The sequence below is a fragment of the Porphyromonas canoris genome, assembly GCF_000765975.1.
Lineage (GTDB): Bacteria > Bacteroidota > Bacteroidia > Bacteroidales > Porphyromonadaceae > Porphyromonas_A > Porphyromonas_A canoris.
This window is the reverse complement of record NZ_JQZX01000006.1, coordinates 73,557-92,105: the sequence shown is the minus strand read 5'-3', so window position 1 is coordinate 92,105 and position 18,549 is coordinate 73,557. Positions and strand designations below refer to the sequence as shown.

The following is an 18,549-nucleotide window of genomic DNA, read 5'->3' as shown; positions in this document are numbered from 1 at the left end:
TTTTGAGACTGATTAAAATATGAAAAAGTATATATATACACTTCTGATTGCAGTCATCGCTACGGCTTGTAACTTGGACTTCAAGCCTAAATCAGAACTTACGTACAACGGATTTTGGGAACAAGAAGAAGGAGTACGAAGCGCACACGTTGGTTTGGCTGCGCAGTTCAGAAATTTTGTATCGACATTCTATTTAATGGGAGAAGCGAGATCGGATATTTGGGGTGGTATAACCACAGAGTCTGCCCAAAATCAGATACTCATCGATAACGATTTCAATGCAACGAATACCGTCTTTACCAATTGGGCTGGCTTCTATGGCTATATCCACCAGTTGAATGACTTTATTACCAATGCACCGAGAGCGCCATTCGGCAACGAGTCTGAGCGTTCCAACATGATGGCGCAGGCTTACGGTATGCGTGCTTTTATCTACTACACCATGCTTAAAGCGTGGGGAGATGTCATCATCACTACCGAGCCTCTGAACGAAGAGCAGCTTAAGGATGTTTCCAAACTGCGTAGAGCACGTTCGCCCAAAGCGGATGTTATGGCTCTTATCCTCAAGGATATCGAAAAGTCTTTAGAGCTTTATGCCGGCACAAACGGTAAGTGGAAAAACAACCAAGTGTATTGGTCAAAAGCTGCCACTCTTATGCTCAAAGGCGATGCTCTCCTTTGGAAAGGTCAGGTATTAGGCGGTGGAGATGCAGACTTCCGTGCTGCGAAAGAAGCTTTATCTGCCATAGCGGGTTACTCTTTGGTTTCTTACGAAAGCCTTTGGGGTCTTTCCAATGAACGCAATAAGGAGTTTATCTTCACGATAGACTACCAACAAGATCAGGCTCAACACTTCTACTCCACGTTTACGGCACGTAACACAGACGTTGCCAACTTTGTGGATTTGAATGGTGAAAAGCTTGAGAAGTACAAGTTCAACGGACACAACAGAAACGGTGTTTCCTTTGATATTATAGAAAAGCTCTACTCGACACCGGACAAGAGACAGGATACTTTCATCCTCTTCTTCTCTCAACAGGGAGAGTATGACCCGAAGAATCTTAAGGATGAAAAGAACTATCGTGGGGCTATCCTTGCTAAGTTCATGGGTGTATTGGAGAGCGACGGATCTCGTAAGTACTACGAAAATATTCCGATCTACCGTTATGCCGATGCTCTGCTCCTACTTGCGGAAGCGAAGAATCAGCTTGGAGAAGATCCTTCAGCAGAGATCAACCAAGTGCGCCAACGTGCTGCAAAGGAAAGCGATTTCGAGAAGTATGTTCACAATGGAGACAAGCTTCAAGGCAAGCGAGCCATATTGGATGAGCGTCTGAAAGAGTTCATCGGAGAAGGCAAACGTTGGTGGGATCTTGTTCGTGCAGGAGACGATCTTGTGTTCGAGTATGTCAAGAAGCTCGACAAGAACAAAAAACACCTCATCTACTATCCTATCTCCAGAGAAATGATAGCAGAAGACCCTGAGTTTATCAAGCAAACCGAAGGGTACGAATAAGATAAGAATATGACTAACTTTAGGGTCGCTCCTTCGGTCTTTGCCGTTAGAAGGGGCGGCCCTAATGCTTATATCACAGACATTATACTCTTATGACAACATCAAAACAGATCACAGGAAAGATATATCCCTGGATAGTGGTCGCACTCCTTTGGGTTGTGGCTCTGCTCAACTACCTTGACAGACAGATGTTATCCACTATGGCAGACAGCATGAAGGTGGATATATCCGAGCTTCAAGACCCTAAGTATTTTGGCTATCTCATGGCAGTTTTCCTATGGATATATGGTCTTATGAGTCCTTTAGCGGGAGTCATAGCCGACCGCATGAGTAGGAAATGGCTCATTGTAGGCAGTCTCCTTGTCTGGTCTGCCGTTACATTCCTTATGGGGATGAGTTCTTCGTACAATACGATCTTTGTTCTTCGTGCCATTATGGGCATCAGCGAAGCTCTCTATATTCCTGCCGGACTAGCTCTCATCACCGAGTACCACACCGGGCGGACACGCTCTCTTGCCGTGGGAATACACATGACCGGTCTGTATATGGGTCAGGCACTGGGCGGCTTCGGGGCTACCGTGGCGCATCACTTCAGTTGGCAGACCACGTTTATCTCTTTCGGTCTTGCCGGAGTCGTTTATGCCTTTGTGCTTGCCATGGCTCTTCGGGACAAGAGAGAGGTTTCAGTCATCGGACAGAAAAGTGCTGTTTCCAATCCTGATGCCATTCCGTTTGGTAAGGGACTGAAAAGACTGTTTGGCAATGTCGCTTTCTGGGTTATCCTCATCTACTTTGCCGCACCGAGCCTACCCGGATGGGCTACCAAAAACTGGTTGCCGACACTTTTCCGAGACAGCCTTGGCATAGACATGCAACACGCCGGACCATTGAGCACTATATCTATCGCCTTCTCTTCTTTCGTCGGTGTCATTGTGGGCGGTATGCTTAGCGACCGTTGGGTACAGCGCAATCTCAGAGGGCGTGTCTATATCGGAGCCATAGGTTTGGCACTCACCATCCCTGCGCTTATCTTCTTAGGTTTGGGGCATGGTATGGTTACGATCATCGGTGCAGCCCTATGTTTCGGGGTGGGATACGGTATGTTCGATGCCAACAATATGCCTATCCTCTGCCAGTTTGTCCCGGATAACCTTCGCTCTACCGCTTATGGTTTCATGAACATGGTGGGAGTATTTTCCGGCGCACTCATTACTCAGGTACTCGGTGCATGGACCGGAGAGGGCAACTTAGGGCTTGGATTTGCCATGCTTGCCGGTATCGTCCTGGTGGCACTACTGCTACAGATCACCATCCTTCGCCCTAAGTATGTGGACATGAAGAGCGAAAATTTCTAACCTCATCACTTTTTACAAAACATGATTATCACAACGTTAGAACAGCTTGAAAGATACTTCCCGTTGAATCCGCACTTCAAAGTGGTAGCCGGTTGGCTTAGAAGCACCGATCTGTCCGCTCTGCCTACGGGACGAAACGAGATAGACGGGGACAACATATATGCCAACGTCGCAGAGGTAGCTATGTCTCCCGACAGACTTATCCCTATGGAGCAGCATCGGGAGTACATAGACATCCATGTGCCGTTAAGACTCGACGAAAATATGGGCTGGAGTTCGGAAGATCTCTGTAAGAGCATCCGTCAGCCTTATGATGCGGAAGGCGATTATCTCCTATGGGAAGACACTCCGGCTCTTACGCTGCCGATGCCCGTGGGGACGCTTACCATCGTTTTCCCCGAAGACCCCCACTCTCCGCTTGTAGGAGAAGGAGTGCAGAGGAAGATCATCATCAAGGTGAAAGATGTGAGGTAATATCCTGCCTCCATAAGTAGAGGTATTATGGAGCAAGAGCATATCCTCTCCGGTCGGGACACAGACAGCGTCCTCTTCCGGGGAGGATTTTTTTATATTTAACTTCTTGAAAGTGAAAAGAGAACTTATTTATAATTGTTGTCATTGCCGTTCAACTTATATTTTTCTACCTTTGAACCGATAAGTTGCATCCATATACAATAGAGAATAACTCTTACAAGTGATGAAGTGTAGCCCTTTCCCGAAACCATTCATCTGTTTGGTCTTGCTTGCAATGACTTTTATCGTTACTACCGCAGCGGCCCAGACGGACAGTTCTATACCGACAGATACTCTCAAACGCAAAGGCATTGTGGGCAACAAGCTCCCTAAAGATCTGGAGGACGCGCTTCTGAAACAGGTTCGGAAGCAGATAGACGACATCCGCCCTACGGTGGATATTGCCGGCATAAAGCAAGAGGGGAGAAGACCAATGCAGGGACGCTTCTCCGGTTCTCAGTTTGGCATTCCGGCTTTCAACTTTCAGCTCAACAGCCCTAAACTTTTGGAGGTGGACTGGAATGGCTTCCGGCTCGAATCGCATGCCTCAAGCCATCAATGGAAAGATGCCTTCAACACCCGGCACGACTCTCGTACCATCGGCATCGATCTCAAGCTGCGCAAAGAGCTTTCTTGGAACAACGATCTCTCCATGGGGCAGCTCTCTTCTTTTCATCTTCCTACACACCAAAAGTTTGGAGAGATCTACTCCGGCCTTAGCTACACTCCCACGGAGAAGTGGATACTTACGGGAGGTGTTGCGCTCGGCTCTTACATGGGGCAGACCTATATCAATCCCAGACTTCATTCCCAAATCCTCCTCACGCAAAACCTTAGGCTCAACCTTGACGGAGGTGCTTCCTTTTTCACGCTTCCGTATGCATCGCAGTTTTCCGGGCGTGAGTTTTACGGAGGTCTAAGGCTTCAGTACACCATGGATGCCGGAGTCTATTTCTACGGATCGGCGGCAAGCTCTTTTACTTCTCTACCCGGATATTTCCCTCAACGTTACGGGCTGCTCTACTCACCCGTTCTTGGGGGCGGTTTGGGCTACAATATTCCGGGCTGCGGACCGGTTGAGCTGGGAGTGGCATACCGATACAACCCGATAACCAATAAAGCTGCTCCGGAAGTGTCGCTCAATATCGTGGGTGCGTTGATGTGGATCATCAAAGGTATCGGTACTCTTTTGGAGTAACCGTACCCCTATAAAAGCACCTTTTTTGTCGGGAACTTTTATATAAAAATGGAGTCCCGACATTTCTCTTGAATGGCTTCGTCGGCTCTCCTGTTTCAAGAGCAAAAAGAGATCTTTCCTCTATAAGGGGTTGATAATAATGTGATTATGAAAAATCGCGAATTTGGAAAAAATTTTTTCTCAGTCCATTTCATGGGCGTTTTTCGCGTTAATACGTGTGAATTTTAACACCCATGTCTGTAAACGTTTCCTAATAAAGAAATTCGCCTTTTTAGGGGCTTTTTAGGGTTAAAATGCGTAAATGATTGATTTTTAGTATTTTAATGTTTTTGGCTAAACACGTTAATCGAATCCGGTAAACGTATTAAATGAAATCGGTAAACGTGTTCATTGAAAAATTAAACACGTTAAGCCAAAAGAATATGCTCGTTTAGCGTTTTTGCTTAGCAGGTATCGGAAATTGTGTTAATAAAACAGCCTAAATTTAACAATTCGGTCGTGCTCTGAAAACACTCCCTCCAATCAAAATAGAGAGCAAGAAAAAAGTGAGCATTTTTCGGGATGGAATATATAAAAATGAGTTTTGGAAACCTCCTCTTTTCGGGTGAGAAAAACGGGGTATAGGCTTGCCTTTTTTCTCAAAATAGAGAACGTTTTTCGGGGAGGAGATTTACCCTTTTGGAAGTAGGGGATAAGAGAGACCGAGTAAAAAGCTCAAGGAAATAGGCAGACAAGGTGGAAGGGCGAAAAAGAAACGCTCCGAAACCTTACTGAAAGATTTCGGAGCATCTGTTGTAGAGGTTCCTGGCGGATTTGAACCGCCGTCTCCGGTTTTGCAGACCGTTGCCTAACCACTCGGCCAAGGAACCGTTATTTCCATTTGGTATGCAAAGATAGCAACGATATTTCAATTAGCCAAATCGGATCACGAGGAGCGATGCTGTAAAGAGCCTGTTCGGAGACGAAATGGAAGAAGAATATGAAACAAATATTTGGTGCTATTTATTTGATATATTGGACTTAAAATGTTATTTTTGTGTTGTATGTAAGTAAGAGAAAATGATTTGATAGAAGACCGAGACAGATTTGTCGGTTTATTGCTTAGACGATAGAGAGTGCTTTCACCATTGGTATCGTTTGCTCTCCCAAGTAGTATCCCACCTTTGAGAATAGTCCGGAGCTTCGGTGTCTATTCTGTTTTGAACAGGGGAGAGTAGAATCGGAAGAATATTGGCAGATGGTTGTTGCCAAAATGTCAAGCTAAGGCTTCTTCTCTGAGTCGATTTTTTTTAGAGGAAAGAGGCTAAAAGCAGAGTTTCTGTCTTGAGACAGAGTATACCACCCCTTTTATCCCCCTTGTGTTGAGCCGATCGGTGAATGATAGAGTCGTAGGAGGCTATAATATGAAAGTGTGTGATGACAAACCAAAAAAATGAAGATGTCAATATGAAGCGAACCATTCTGATTACAGGAGCATCCGGGACGGTCGGAAGTAGGGCGCTGGAGCTTTTTCTGTCCGAGTCGCACAAGTACAATATCCGAGCTTTTGATTTGAAGACTCGTAAAAGCGAGGCTTTTCTGAACAGGTATCGGGATCGTATTGAGTCGTTCTACGGAGATATCAGAAGGCCGGAAGATCTGGAAGAAGCGACCAAAGGCGTAGATGTCTGTATTCATACTGCTTCGGTGATTCCTCCTAAGGCCTATGAAGATCCCAATCTGACATTCAGAGTGAACATCTTCGGCACGGAGAACTTAATAGACTTGCTGACCAAAAACTCCCCGAATGCTTTTGTGGTGATGACCTCTTCTGTGGCTGTGTATGGAGATCGGCTCAATAATCCGAATATTCGTGTCGGAGATCCTTTGCTTCCTCCTTATCCGGACAACTACGGCGAGAGCAAAATCCGAATGGAAGAGTTGCTCCAGAAAAGCAGGCTCGACTGGAGCATCTTTCGCTTGACTATGGTGATGGGTGCAAGTAACCATCACTTCTCCAAGATTATGTTCTATATGCCTTTGTCTACCCCCATAGAGATCATTACACCTCAAGATGCGGCTCGTGCCTTAGTGGCTGCCGTGGATCATCGGGAAGAGCTTAGAGGACATATCTTTAATCTTGGAGGAGGAGAGTCTTGCCGGACAACGTACAAGGAGCTTTTGGAGAAAAACTTTAAGATAAGAGGCTTGGGCGCTCTCGACTTTCCTGATAAAGCTTTTGCCGAGCGAAACTATCACTGTGGGCTGTATGCGGATGGAGATAATCTCGAAGAGATTCTGCATTTTAGGAGAGACACTCTGCAGACCTATTACGATAGAGTGGCAGCTGATACGCCTTTCTATCAACGTCTTATAAATCAACTTTTTCGGAAATACATAAAAAGGTGTTTGCTTTCGCTCTCTAAACCATATAAAGTATGGCATGAACAAAATGAAAATACCAGAAAACTGTTCTTTTAAAGCGTTGGGCAGAGTCGGGTAGAAAGTGTTGCGGTAAAGCCGGAGTAGATATGGTCTGAGGGAGGAGCCGGCTTGTGCTTTTATGATTGATGTGCAGAGGTTGTATCTTCTAAAGCGTTCGCCTTTCAGTCTGTGAATACTTGGCTCCGGACCGTTTCTTTATGCCCCGATGGATGAGTCTGAAATATGTGAAACATTTCAATGTATCCGTTGTGAGGTGTATATCTACGAGGAGTGCTTTTGAACGACTTTTTTGCCAATTATGTGTGCAAATGGATAAAGTCGGAAGTGCCGAATAAAAAAATGGAAAGAAGCTCCTCTTTATTCACAATAAATATTACCTTTGCCGGGAAAAACCATTTATACTTGAATTGTGTTGGTGTAAAGTCTGGTATGGGGATTGTTTGGCTCTCTAAAAAAACAGGAATAGATCTCTTATGAGAGGCTTATCCTCTCGGCATAACTGTACAGGGAGTTCGGACTACTTGAGAACAGATAACCGTTTCTGAAATTTACACTTTATCGGGAGGCTTGAGTTTGAAAGAAGATCGAACAGATCAGACAACTATATTTTAACAACTAAAAAAAGGAGAAGTTAATGAGAACAAAATGCACAACAATGCTTTTTTTATTCCTTAGTATGCTAATGCTATCGGCTTGCAGTAATCTTGAGGATGTTTACAGAAGATTGGATGAAGTTGAAACCAGACTGGCAAAGATTGAAAAATTGACAGATGGAGCTAATAGAGACATCAAGGCGATGAAAACTCTTTTAGAGACCCAAGGCTCCAATATTTCAATTAAAAGCTATCGCCCCCTCGATGACAATAGTGGTTATCTTCTCGAAATGAGTAATGGAGATAAGATTGTCTTGAAAAACGGAACAGACGGAACAAATTCATCAATGGGAGTAAAGCGTGGTGAAGATGGGGTGTTCTACTGGACTATCAATGGTCAGTACATGTATGACTCGGATGGCAATAAGATCAAAGCTTCCGGGCAAGATGGAGCAAACGGAGTAACTCCCATAATGAGAGTAAACAAAAAAAATAACTATTGGGAATATAGTGTGGATGGAGGAGCTTCATGGCATCTGGTATTGAACTCAGACAACGAACCTGTTGAGGCTACAGGAGGCAGCACTTCCGATCTACAGATTACGGAGACAGATAAGTCGATCATCATAGTATTTAAGGGACAGACTTTCGTTATCTCAAAAGAGTCAGGTAATCCTACTCCTAATCCGGTGCCTTCTGAGATCGTTTTGAATCCTACCACAAAAGAGATAATGGAGGGCGAAAGCTTTGTGATTGAAGCCAGAATTACTCCAAATTCTATTTCTACCGATCGTATTGTGTGGACTTCTTCAAACGAAAAAGTTGCTATCGTGGAAAATGGAAATGTTAGAGGAGTCTCCAGAGGCAATGCTACTATTACTGCAACCATAGGATCAGTAAAGGCTGTTTGCGAAGTTGTCGTAAATCCAAAATTTTCTTTGACTTTTGATATCACGATAAACGGAATACAAGCAATAGATGCGAACTTCTCTATTGTTCCTTCGGATGAAGAGAGTATCTATTACTTCTCTTCTATTTTAAAGGAAGAGTGGGATAAAATAGGTGGCGCTAATGGTATTTTGGAGTATGAAAGACATTTTTGGAACAGTGCCGGTTCTATTGAAGATGCCTTAAGGCAACTTACGACGAAAGGGTCTCGGTTGAATCAGAATTTGAGTTATTCAGGAATTTCACTGGCACGACCGGGAACCTCTTACATTGTGTATGCTTTTGGTGTCAATTATGATGGTACGGAGACTTCTGAAATTTTCTATAAAGAGATTAAAACTCTACCGGAACAATCTGTCAGTGATCTTACGTTTGATGTGAAAATCGAAGAAGTACTTAACAATGGAATCATTGCGAAAGTTACTCCATCAAATAGCAATTATACCTATATGGTCGTTCATGAAAGAAAGTCCTTCATTGACGGAAGAGCCCCTAATAGAACACCTCAGGAGCTGAAAGCCGTAGGGTATGAATTGGCATCAATTCACTTAAGAAAAAAGGACTTTGAATTTAGTCAAGGGGAGATAACTATAACTCCAACGACTCATCCTATGAGAAAAAATAGAGACTATGTGATAATGGTTTTTGGAATTGATAAAGATCGTGGTATTTTCACAGATCCTAAACTCGTGGATGTTAAAACGAAAAATTAAGTTTTTATGTCTGACTAATTAGAAAATACAAATAATGAAATCTAAACAAGTATTATTCATTTTTTCTACTATACTATTGTTGATCCTATCGGGCTGCAACCATTCTAAAATGGATATTCTCGAATTGGAACTTTCGCACTATTCTACATTGGACTTTTCTGTAGAAGGAGGAAGTAAAACAATTGTTATAACCACTAACCAAAAAGAATGGGGAGCATTCTCCAATGCAGAGTGGGTAAAGACAAATCAAACGAGTAGAGAACTAACCATAAATATTGAACCGAACACGACTGTACAGAAAAGAGAGGCGGAAGTATCTGTTGTTGCAGGAGGATTGTTGAGAAAAATCCCGATAGCTCAAGCGGGAGTTCCTACTGAAATATCAGTATCTCAAGATCGTATAGACCTTTTGCAGAGAGAAAGCACCACTCGAATAACCGTTATTACCAATAATAAGGAGTGGAAGAGTGAAACCAACGCAAGTTGGATTCAACTTTCACATGTTCCGGGAGATAATACTCTTGTTGTAAAGGTTGAAGAAAACAACGACCCATCTGAGCGAAATGCAAAAATCTTTTTGAAAAGTGGAGATAAAGTACGTGAGATTGAAGTCCTCCAGAAAGGATTGATTCACTACATCCTTCCTATATTGATCCCGGAAGCTACTATGGCAGAAGTGGAAGAACTTGAGGAAAGCAGAGGAAATTCGGTAGAACATAACTCTTCTTATCTCAATGGCGGATCCCACACTTACAATGTAAAAAGTCCTATTATTCTGGATATTAAATATACCTTCAGCACAAAGCAACTGATAGGTGCTACTTTGCGTACTCGTGAACAATCAATGTTGATTGAACCGGAATTTCATCAGTTGTTTCTTAAAGAGGGATTTGAATTGAAAGGAGATAATGGTAAGGAGAGGGCGTATGCCGTAAGGAAGGAATTGCCCAATGGCACTCGCTATGAAATCGTAGCTAATGTCATTTATGATGTCCCTCGTCAAGAACCCAGAATAGAATTCAATTTCATTCGACGTCAACCGGGACCGATGCCAACCTTTGAAAGGTTGCCATTCGGATACGGAGATCTTTCAAAAAATACAAATCTTAATACTGTAGTGGCATGGGAATCTACTCATGGTGGAAAGTTCTCAGAAAAAAAATCTGCAAATAATTTTTACTATTTTGATGTAAATGACAATACCTACATCGGTAGATATTACATCTTTAATCAAGATGGTAAAGGGCTTGCCAATATGGTCTGTTTCACTTACGATATTAGCAAGTTTTTCTATAGATCCAATCAGAATAATTATATCCCAACAGATGAGTTTAAGGCTCTTCTTAAAAAAGAAGGCTTTGGGGATCCTATCATTACGGGAGATGAGTTTGGACGATTTTATCCACATAAAGAGAAAAAGCTTCTTTTAGGAGTTCGTGTTAGCTCTGTGAAAGAGGTTAACGGCGGTCTTCCTTCGGTAATGATGATGTTCCTCCCAATGCAAGAATAATAGGCTGCTATGAGAAAGATAAAAATGAAAATGGTATCTCATAAAAATCTTGTAGCAATACTTATTGTATTTGCAGTAGGAGTTATGGGATGTCGGAAAGATGAATATCCGGAGCGTCCCGATAAGGGAGATAATAAACCGGAGGTTGAAAAAATAGAATCTAACAAAGCTTTTATAGAAGAGGGATATCTGAGAGTCATGCTGACTCCTGAGTTGGAGAAAGAGTTTTCCATAACAGGAAATAAGGATGGCCTAAGAACCGGCTCGTCCAGTCTCGATCTTTTTCTCTCATCTATTGGTGCGAAGTCTATGACACCTGTATTCCCCGGAAATGGAGGCGCTTATGAGAAATACAGGCGTGCAGCAGGGCTTCATCTTTGGTATGATATTCAGTTTGACAAAGAGAAAACTACTGTCCTTCGTGCCGGCAGATCCGCAGAAGATCTTAAGGATGTCTTTTCTTACACAGAGCCTATATATAAGCCGATTAAACCAGAGAGTGTACCGATACGAGCCAATAATTCTTTTGCATTAAGATCCGAAAATCCTAAAGCAGATCCCCGCCTCCCATATCAATGGCATCACTCCAATGTTCAACAGCTTCCATTATATGTGAAGGGGATAGATATCAACTCTTTGGCTGCATGGGAGATAGAGACCGGTAAGCCAAATGTTATCATTGCTGTGTTGGATGGAGGTGTAGAGGTAACTCATGAAGACCTTCAAGAAAATATCTGGGTCAATCCTCCGGAAACAAGAGAGTATGGCGATGATGTGAATGGGTATAATTTTGTCCTTAATAATGGGAATATAGAGCCTGATGATCATGGAACTCATGTTGCAGGAATCATCTCAGCTCGTCGGATGAATGGAATTGGTGTCGCGGGAGTCGCAGGTGGAGATGTCTCGTCGAAAGGAGTGAAGATAATGTCATGCCAGGTCTTCTCCGATCAAGGAAATAATCCTGCTGCTGCACCTCGTGCCTTTGTTTATGCCGCGGAGCATGGAGCCGTAGTAGCCCAATGTTCTTGGGGAATGGGAGGCTCTTCGGGTCCTGATGAGTTGCCCAGATCATATAAAGTGGCTATTGACTATTTTATTGATATGGCGGGTATAGATCCTAAAACAGGAGAGCAAGCTTCTGGATCTCCGATGAAAGGAGGGGTCGTAGTTTTTGCCGCAGGTAACAATGCGAAGGAGATCTGGTATATTCCCGGATCTTACAGCCGGGTTGTTGCAGTTTCCTCTATCGGACCGGCAGGAAAACGTGCTGTTTATTCCAATAGTGGAGTTTGGGTAGATATTGCTGCTCCTGGAGGGGATTATGACTATGGAAATCCGGATGCTCTCATTTTAAGCACTGTTACGGACAATCAGTATGGCTATATGCAAGGGACTTCTCAAGCGGCGCCGTTGGTATCCGGAGTTGCCGGTTTGGTCCTTTCAAAATTTGGAGGAAAAGGCTTTACCAATGAAGATTTGAAGAAGCGTTTGCTCTCTTCATTGAGACCGTTTGATCTTTATTCTTTTAATCCCAATTTTGTGGGAAAATTAGGGATCGGGATTATAGATGCCGCAAAGGCCCTTAGCATAGATGAAAACAAGAAGCCGGAGATGGTTGAAAATGTTAATGTCGAAAGAGGACCTAACTATTTAGACCTCACATGGCGAGCAGTTGCCGATGAAGATGACGAAACTGCCATTCTTTACTATCTGTGCTGTCTTAAAGATAAAGAGTTGAATGAGAAAAATATTTTGAAAGCAAAGAGAATTGAGATTTGCCAACCTCAGCTTAAGTCCGGAGATGTTGTAAAATATAGGCTATCTTCTCTTGAACAAGACTCTGAATATTCAATGGCTATTATTTCAATGGACAGATGGGGACATCAATCTAAACCATACTTTTTTCATTCTACAACTCTGAAAACAATTCCTCCTAAACTTTCCCGTTCTAGCAATAAAGATATCCTTCTCGTGGGATCGGATCCTGCGTGTCTTGATGTTGCAGTCGAAGATTCTGACGGATATGATTGGAAGTATAAAATAGAAGGAGAAACAAAAGGCGTAGAGGCTGAAAGGAAAGGAAATCTTATTAAATTCCGTTTTCACAGAGTGTTGCCTGTTGGAAGATATAACATCAAGCTGATAGTCTTTAATGATTTTAGTCGGAGTGTTTTGGATATTCCTTTCACAGTAGCAGTCAATAAAGCACCTAATGTAGTAGAGAAGATTTCTTCTAAAATAATACCTATTACCAAAGCTTCTTCTTTTGAACTTGAGTTGATGAAGTATTTTTCAGACTTTGAGGGTGAGGATTTAAGCTTTGAGGCACATTCCTATAATCCAACAATTGCCATTCCGGTGATAAATGGAGATAAATTATCAATAAAAGCGGAAAAGAAAGGGCTTGTTCACATGGAGGTTACAGCTAAGGATCCTCATGGAGCGGTAGCAAGAATTCAATTTGATCTCCAACTTGTAGAGGATGATATTGTCTATTTGGTCTATCCGATTCCGGCTCAGAAAGAGTTGAATGTCAGACTATCGGATGATATATATTCTGCCAAAGTCGAAGTTTACTCTCAAAACGGACAAAGAATGCTTTTACAACATGTATCAATAGAGAATGAAGAAGGTAGATTGATTCCACTTCAAATCGGGCATCTTTCTGCCGGAACTTATTTCTTAATTGTGGAGGGTAATGGCAAGCGAGTAAAGCGTCCTTTTATAAAAATCAACTAAGATAATGATACGAATAAAGAATATTTTTGTTGGTCTGCTTTTATTTAGTGGTATCACTCTTTCTGTTCACGCACAAGAAAGACCGATATTTGATCTGTTACAGACAAATGTCAATGTAAAAGGGGCGGCTCTTGGTGAGGCATACTTAGGCTTAGGTAATACTTTAAGTCTATATGGCAGTCAGCCAATTTCTCGCAGTGCTTCCGTTGGACCTTATGCCAATTACTCCTTGGGACTTCTTCCTCGGAGCGATAATGGAAGGCTTAAGACACATGCGATTGAATTAGGTTGTCCCATATCTGATCGCTTCAATATCATGGCTGGGATGAGGTACCAGTCAGGGCTGTTTATTCCCTCTGTCGATATGAGTGGAAGAGAAGGAGCCACTATTCATCCTATCGTTTGGAGTGCGGATTTTGGGACATCAACCATGATTTCCAAACAGCTATCAGCCTTTACCGGAATTTCATATCTTCAGAGTCATTATGGAGATCTTAGCAGGGCTCTTGTGGCTTCAGTTGGTAGTTCCTATAAGGGAAGATTCCACTTAGCTAACAAAACACTGCCGGCGGACTATATTTTTACCGTAAAAATGGCGGATATTGGTGCTTTATTTGCTCCTAAAGCTGAGAAGAAGTGGTTCTTTTCATCAAAAGTTCAGATCGGTAGCTCTGTATCGGTCCAATGTTCAACTGAGTATAAATTGACCTTGGCAGCAATGGGAAGTTACTTACTTCATTCATCAGAACGTTATCCGCTGTATGGAGGGGTAGGCTTAGAAGCCTCAACTTCAAGCGGAATAGCTCTACGCTCCGGCTACTATCGCCAAGGAGTCTTTTCAAAATATACAATGGGAGCCGGGTATAGATACTCTATTTGTTCTTTGGATTTTGCATATCAGATTGCATCGAAAAAAGATTTTAATAATTTTTCATTCTCTGTTCGCATTGATATATAGGATTTATGTGATGGTAAACAAAACTTGGAAGGTTTAGGTTCGACTTCCAAAATTATCCGAAAGGATATAGTGCTCGGGCCAGATCTTACAATTAAAATAAGTCGAGGCTGTGTCAAAGTTGAACTTTGGCACAGCCTCGATTCAAAAACGGGCATCTAATATCAACAAAAAGAAAGAGGGTGTGAACAAATTACTGTTTGGGCACACCCTCTAAGCTTCTATGTTTATGTTACAATTATTGCTGTGTTCTTACCATAAACCGGTTACTATTTATGAGTACCCCTTTGTTGCCATTCCTGATGCAATCTTCCCGACTAAACCTTGAAGGACATTGCCGGGTCCGAATTCTATAAATTCTGTTGCTCCATCAGCTACCATCTGTTGTACGCTCTGTGTCCAGCGTACAGGAGCTGTGAGTTGAGCTATCAGGTTGGTGCGGATCTCTTCCGGATCGGTATGTGGACGAGCATCCACGTTTTGGTAAACCGGTACTTTTGGAGCCTTGAATGTCGCTGCTGCTATTGCTTGCGCCAAACGTTGACGAGCCGGTTCCATGAATGGGCTGTGGAATGCACCGCTTACAGGCAGAGGTAATGCGCGCTTTGCTCCTCTTTCTTTAAGAGCGATACAAGCATCTTCGATGGCTGCTTTAGAGCCGGATATCACGACTTGTCCGGGACAATTATAGTTGGCCGGGATGACGACACCGCTGGAGATGCCGGCACAAACCTCTTCTACAACAGCATCATCCAATCCGAGGATCGCTGCCATGGTGCTTGGTTCTACATCGCACGCGTCTTGCATGGCAAGAGCTCGCTCCGACACGAGACGAAGTGCATCTTCAAACTCCAATACGCCCGCTACCGCAAGAGCAGTGAACTCTCCTAAAGAGTGTCCGGCTACCATATTGGGTTGGGTGTCTGCTCCGAATATCTTGGCACAAACATAGGAGTGAGTGAAAACAGCAGGCTGGGTTACCTTGGTCTGCTTAAGCTCTTCGGCTGTTCCTTCAAACATGATGTCTGTGAGGGAGAAGCCGAGTACCTCGTTTGCTTTGTCAAAGATGGCTTTGGCTTCGGCATTGTTGTTGTAAAGCTCTTTCCCCATGCCTACAAACTGTGCACCTTGACCCGGAAATACAAATGCTTTCATAAGATATAGTTTTTTTGTTGTGAGTGTTTCCTTTATTACTGGTAAACTGAACAAAGATAATCATTTTTAATTCATTTATATAGGCATCATAATGTCTCTTATCCGTGATGGAAACAGAATTGAAAGTGGAATATTATTCCTATTTTTGTTTATGACTCTCACGGGAAATTCTCCATTTATTTTCAAGATGATCTTTAACCTTATGAACCTTTCTACTACAATGACTGACATCTGGACAAAGCTTCAGGAGATTATGAACTTTGTCATATTCGATGTAAAGGGAAGCACCTTTACGCTGCTTACGCTACTTTATTTGATAGTAGCATCCACCGTTCTTATCTTTCTTGTACGGAGAATTTCTAAGCTTTTGGATAGCAGACTTTTGGTACGTATCTCCGAGCGGGGAACACGTGCAGCCATTGTTACCATCATTAGATATTTGATACTGTTTTTGGGATTTCTGCTCATCTTTAAGTCAGCCGGTTTCGAGCTTGGTACTTTTAGCTGGCTCTTGGGAGCACTTGGTGTGGGTATCGGATTTGGTCTTCAGAATATCACCAATAACTTTTTGTCGGGTATCATTATTCTGTTTGAACGTCCCATTAAAGTGGGAGATCGCATTCAGGTTGGCGATATCTCGGGAGACGTCGTAGAGATCTCCATGAGAGCCACAACGGTGGTAACGAATGATAATATATCGGTCATCGTGCCGAACTCACAGTTTATAAATGGAAATGTGATCAACTGGTCTCACAGCGACAGACTTGTTCGCTTTCGTTATCCGGTGGGTGTGGCGTATAAGGAAAAGCCGGAGAGAGTGAAAGAGATTGTGTTGAACGTTGCTCGCAATCACCCCGGTGTGCTGAGTAAACCGGCTCCGGACTTTTGGTTTGTGGAGTATGGAGACAGCGCATTGAAGTTTGAGTTGATCGTTTGGACTTCTACCTACATCCAAAGACCTACAGTGCTGAAGAGCGAACTCTACTATGCGATATTTAATGAATTTAATGCAAATGGTATAGAGGTGCCATTCCCACAAAGAGACCTGCACATCCGGACAAACAGCAGTAGACATCCTTTTTCTTGAGAGGGGCATAAAGTAAAATCCCTAATGGCTTCAAGGTATGACCTTCTGCCATTAGGGATTTTTTCGTATCGTTTTTATTTCGATTACTGTTCTGCCTGCTCGGGCTTTGTGTTATTGATCTGTGCCACTTTTTCAGCTATCTTTTCCATCAACCATTTGGGTGTAGAGGTTGCACCACATATACCTACGCTATTGACCCATAGTGGTAGCGGTTCTGATATTTGCTCTGCGGAGGAGATGAAGTAGGAGTTGGAATTTGCCGCTTTACAGTGTCCGAAGAGGACTTTGCCGTTGGAACTCTTGTCTCCTGCTACGAAATAGATCCAATCTTTTTTCTTGGCAAACTCCTCGATATTAGGTATTCTATTGGAAACTTGCCGACATATCGTGTCTTTGTATTGGAATATGACATCTGCACCTTTATGGGTTTCGATGTAGGAGATAAGCTCTTCAAATCCAGCTATGGACATCGTGGTCTGAGAGAATAACACGATAGGGCGGTCGAGATCAATCTTGGAAACTTCATTCATGTTCTGCACTACAATGGCTTTTCCTCCGGTTTGCCCTACAAGACCATTCACTTCCGCATGTCCGTGCTTTCCGAATATGACAATCTGTGCATCTATATCTCGTGTTTTCTCAAAGGTGCGTTTGATGTTGCGTTGAAGTGCCAATACGACGGGGCAAGTGGCATCAACCACAGTGATATTGTGTTGGCGGGCAAACTCATATACTGCCGGAGGTTCGCCATGTGCCCTAAACAGAACCTTGCCGCCATTTAGAGTATTAAAATTAGAGTAGTCAATCGTTTTGAGACCTTTCTTTTCGAGTCTGTCCACCTCCTGATTGTTGTGAACAATATCCCCAAGGCATTGGAGTGCTTCTCCCGATTCCAACTCTTTCTCTGCATGCTTTATCGCATTGATTACACCGAAACAGAAGCCGGATCCTTCATCTATCTCTATGCTGAGGGATCTGTTAGAGGAACTTTTTTTTTTAGGGTGTCGTGGAAGTACGACAGCATGATTTCATTTTGTTCGTCTATCGAAAGATCGCTGTTATCGAGCATGATTGCATCTTCTGCCGGTTTAAGAGGGGCTACTGCACGGGATGAGTCTATCCGGTCTCGCTCTTGAACGTTGTGAAGGATCTCCTCAAAAGAGACCTTTTCTCCTTTTGCTGTCAGTTCATTGAAGCGTCTTTCGGCACGAACATCCGCACTTGCCGTTACAAATACTTTTAGTTCTGCATTCGGAAATACCACCGTCCCGATGTCCCTTCCATCCATAACGACTCCCTTTTGAGCACCCATGGTACGTTGCTGTTCCAGGAGCAGCGTTCGCACTGCAGGTATTGTGGAGATGAACGAAACCTTGGAAGAGACTTCCATGCCCCTTATCTCCTGTTCGACATCTTCCCCACAGAGAAGCGTGTGTCCGTTGTCAGGATTAAAGTCTATGGAGATATCGCCGAGGCTTTTCTCTACATCGGAGATGGCCGGTTCTGTTCCATCTGTTCTCCAAAGACCTTTGCGCATGGTGTGCAGCGTTACTGCTCTAAACATGGCTCCGGTATCTATATATCTGTATCCTGTCTCTTTGGCAAGCCATTTGGCCATAGTGCTTTTTCCACAAGAAGAATGTCCGTCTATGGCTACTATAATATCGTTTTGTTGTCTGTTTGTCATCGACTTGTAGTTCTGATATAAGTTGAAAACAAAGATAGTAAAATAAGGGAGTAACAGTATGAGTCTTGCAAAGCTCTCCCTTTATTTTTACCTTTGCCACAGAGCGATCGTGAAGAGATCGCATAGAGACCGGAAAAGAAAACCTAACAGTAA

At 43.1% G+C, this 18,549-nt stretch carries 14 protein-coding genes and 1 tRNA gene; 10 read left to right on the top strand and 5 right to left on the bottom strand.

What is annotated here, in order from left to right; all coding sequences use genetic code 11:
• Window positions 1-19: 19 nt before the first annotated feature.
• From HQ29_RS01870 to HQ29_RS01855, 4 genes are all read left to right on the top strand, one after another.
• The gene (locus tag HQ29_RS01870) at window positions 20-1,516 is read left to right on the top strand and encodes a RagB/SusD family nutrient uptake outer membrane protein (protein ID WP_036867217.1); all 1,497 of its coding nucleotides are present in this window, start codon (window positions 20-22) and stop codon (window positions 1,514-1,516) included.
• Between the two features lie 92 nt (window positions 1,517-1,608).
• Window positions 1,609-2,871: an MFS transporter gene (locus HQ29_RS01865; RefSeq protein ID WP_036846799.1), complete on the top strand. Its 1,263-nt coding sequence runs from the start codon at window positions 1,609-1,611 to the stop codon at window positions 2,869-2,871.
• A gap of 21 nt (window positions 2,872-2,892) precedes the next feature.
• Complete coding sequence (locus HQ29_RS01860) at window positions 2,893-3,345, top strand: YhcH/YjgK/YiaL family protein (protein WP_036867215.1); 453 nt, start codon at window positions 2,893-2,895, stop codon at window positions 3,343-3,345.
• A 223-nt stretch (window positions 3,346-3,568) separates the two neighbouring features.
• Window positions 3,569-4,582, top strand: a complete 1,014-nt coding sequence (locus HQ29_RS01855; protein ID WP_036867213.1) for a hypothetical protein — start codon at window positions 3,569-3,571, stop codon at window positions 4,580-4,582.
• A 798-nt stretch (window positions 4,583-5,380) separates the two neighbouring features.
• On the opposite strand, the gene HQ29_RS01850 is transcribed toward HQ29_RS01855, so the two are convergent.
• Window positions 5,381-5,451: transfer RNA gene (locus HQ29_RS01850), tRNA-Cys, on the bottom strand.
• A 252-nt stretch (window positions 5,452-5,703) separates the two neighbouring features.
• On the bottom strand, window positions 5,704-5,841 hold the full coding sequence (locus HQ29_RS10375; protein ID WP_160216100.1) for a hypothetical protein: 138 nt from the start codon (window positions 5,839-5,841) through the stop codon (window positions 5,704-5,706).
• A gap of 157 nt (window positions 5,842-5,998) precedes the next feature.
• On the opposite strand from HQ29_RS10375, the gene HQ29_RS01845 reads away from it, so the two are divergent.
• The 5 genes from HQ29_RS01845 (at window position 5,999) to HQ29_RS01825 (ending at window position 14,470) form a co-directional block, all read left to right on the top strand.
• On the top strand, window positions 5,999-7,042 hold the full coding sequence (locus HQ29_RS01845; protein ID WP_200878511.1) for an NAD-dependent epimerase/dehydratase family protein: 1,044 nt from the start codon (window positions 5,999-6,001) through the stop codon (window positions 7,040-7,042).
• A 598-nt stretch (window positions 7,043-7,640) separates the two neighbouring features.
• Complete coding sequence (locus tag HQ29_RS01840; protein WP_081964528.1) at window positions 7,641-9,260, top strand: PL29 family lyase N-terminal domain-containing protein; 1,620 nt, start codon at window positions 7,641-7,643, stop codon at window positions 9,258-9,260.
• Between the two features lie 34 nt (window positions 9,261-9,294).
• Window positions 9,295-10,770: a BACON domain-containing protein gene (locus HQ29_RS01835; RefSeq protein ID WP_081964529.1), complete on the top strand. Its 1,476-nt coding sequence runs from the start codon at window positions 9,295-9,297 to the stop codon at window positions 10,768-10,770.
• A 9-nt stretch (window positions 10,771-10,779) separates the two neighbouring features.
• Entirely contained in the window at window positions 10,780-13,512 is a 2,733-nt protein-coding gene (locus HQ29_RS01830) for a S8 family serine peptidase (protein WP_082226817.1), read from the top strand.
• Window positions 13,513-13,516: 4 nt separating this feature from the next.
• Entirely contained in the window at window positions 13,517-14,470 is a 954-nt protein-coding gene (locus tag HQ29_RS01825) for a PorV/PorQ family protein (protein ID WP_036789650.1), read from the top strand.
• 270 nt (window positions 14,471-14,740) lie between these two features.
• On the opposite strand, the gene fabD is transcribed toward HQ29_RS01825, so the two are convergent.
• A complete protein-coding gene (fabD, locus tag HQ29_RS01820; protein ID WP_036789652.1) occupies window positions 14,741-15,622 on the bottom strand; it encodes an ACP S-malonyltransferase in 882 nt (293 codons plus the stop codon).
• A gap of 202 nt (window positions 15,623-15,824) precedes the next feature.
• Here fabD and HQ29_RS01815 point away from each other — a divergent pair, with 202 nt between their 5' ends.
• Window positions 15,825-16,709 (top strand): mechanosensitive ion channel family protein, encoded by an 885-nt coding sequence (locus HQ29_RS01815; protein WP_052089712.1) that lies wholly within the window; start codon window positions 15,825-15,827, stop codon window positions 16,707-16,709.
• Window positions 16,710-16,792: 83 nt separating this feature from the next.
• Here the strand turns inward: HQ29_RS01815 and HQ29_RS01810 are convergent, their stop codons facing one another.
• Together HQ29_RS01810 and cmk are read right to left on the bottom strand one after the other, a co-directional pair.
• The gene (locus HQ29_RS01810; RefSeq protein ID WP_036789654.1) at window positions 16,793-17,674 is read right to left on the bottom strand and encodes a 4-hydroxy-3-methylbut-2-enyl diphosphate reductase; all 882 of its coding nucleotides are present in this window, start codon (window positions 17,672-17,674) and stop codon (window positions 16,793-16,795) included.
• Window positions 17,671-18,396, bottom strand: coding sequence for a (d)CMP kinase (gene cmk, locus HQ29_RS01805; protein ID WP_036863398.1), 726 nt, complete (start codon window positions 18,394-18,396; stop codon window positions 17,671-17,673). Before cmk ends, HQ29_RS01810 begins: the two co-directional genes overlap by 4 nt.
• Between the last annotated feature and the right edge of the window lie 153 nt (window positions 18,397-18,549).

What these genes read in the sequence shown, in the direction of transcription:
- HQ29_RS01840 (WP_081964528.1), top strand. Translation starts at nt 7,641, where the DNA reads ATGAGAACAAAATGCACAACAATGCTTTTTTTATTCCTTAGTATGCTA.
- HQ29_RS01860 (WP_036867215.1), top strand. Translation starts at nt 2,893, where the DNA reads ATGATTATCACAACGTTAGAACAGCTTGAAAGATACTTCCCGTTGAAT.
- HQ29_RS01865 (WP_036846799.1), top strand. Translation starts at nt 1,609, where the DNA reads ATGACAACATCAAAACAGATCACAGGAAAGATATATCCCTGGATAGTG.
- HQ29_RS01855 (WP_036867213.1), top strand. Translation starts at nt 3,569, where the DNA reads ATGAAGTGTAGCCCTTTCCCGAAACCATTCATCTGTTTGGTCTTGCTT.
- HQ29_RS01830 (WP_082226817.1), top strand. Translation starts at nt 10,780, where the DNA reads ATGAGAAAGATAAAAATGAAAATGGTATCTCATAAAAATCTTGTAGCA.
- cmk (WP_036863398.1), bottom strand. Translation starts at nt 18,396, where the DNA reads ATGACAAACAGACAACAAAACGATATTATAGTAGCCATAGACGGACAT.
- HQ29_RS01870 (WP_036867217.1), top strand. Translation starts at nt 20, where the DNA reads ATGAAAAAGTATATATATACACTTCTGATTGCAGTCATCGCTACGGCT.
- HQ29_RS01815 (WP_052089712.1), top strand. Translation starts at nt 15,825, where the DNA reads ATGAACCTTTCTACTACAATGACTGACATCTGGACAAAGCTTCAGGAG.
- fabD (WP_036789652.1), bottom strand. Translation starts at nt 15,622, where the DNA reads ATGAAAGCATTTGTATTTCCGGGTCAAGGTGCACAGTTTGTAGGCATG.
- HQ29_RS01825 (WP_036789650.1), top strand. Translation starts at nt 13,517, where the DNA reads ATGATACGAATAAAGAATATTTTTGTTGGTCTGCTTTTATTTAGTGGT.
- HQ29_RS01835 (WP_081964529.1), top strand. Translation starts at nt 9,295, where the DNA reads ATGAAATCTAAACAAGTATTATTCATTTTTTCTACTATACTATTGTTG.
- HQ29_RS01845 (WP_200878511.1), top strand. Translation starts at nt 5,999, where the DNA reads ATGACAAACCAAAAAAATGAAGATGTCAATATGAAGCGAACCATTCTG.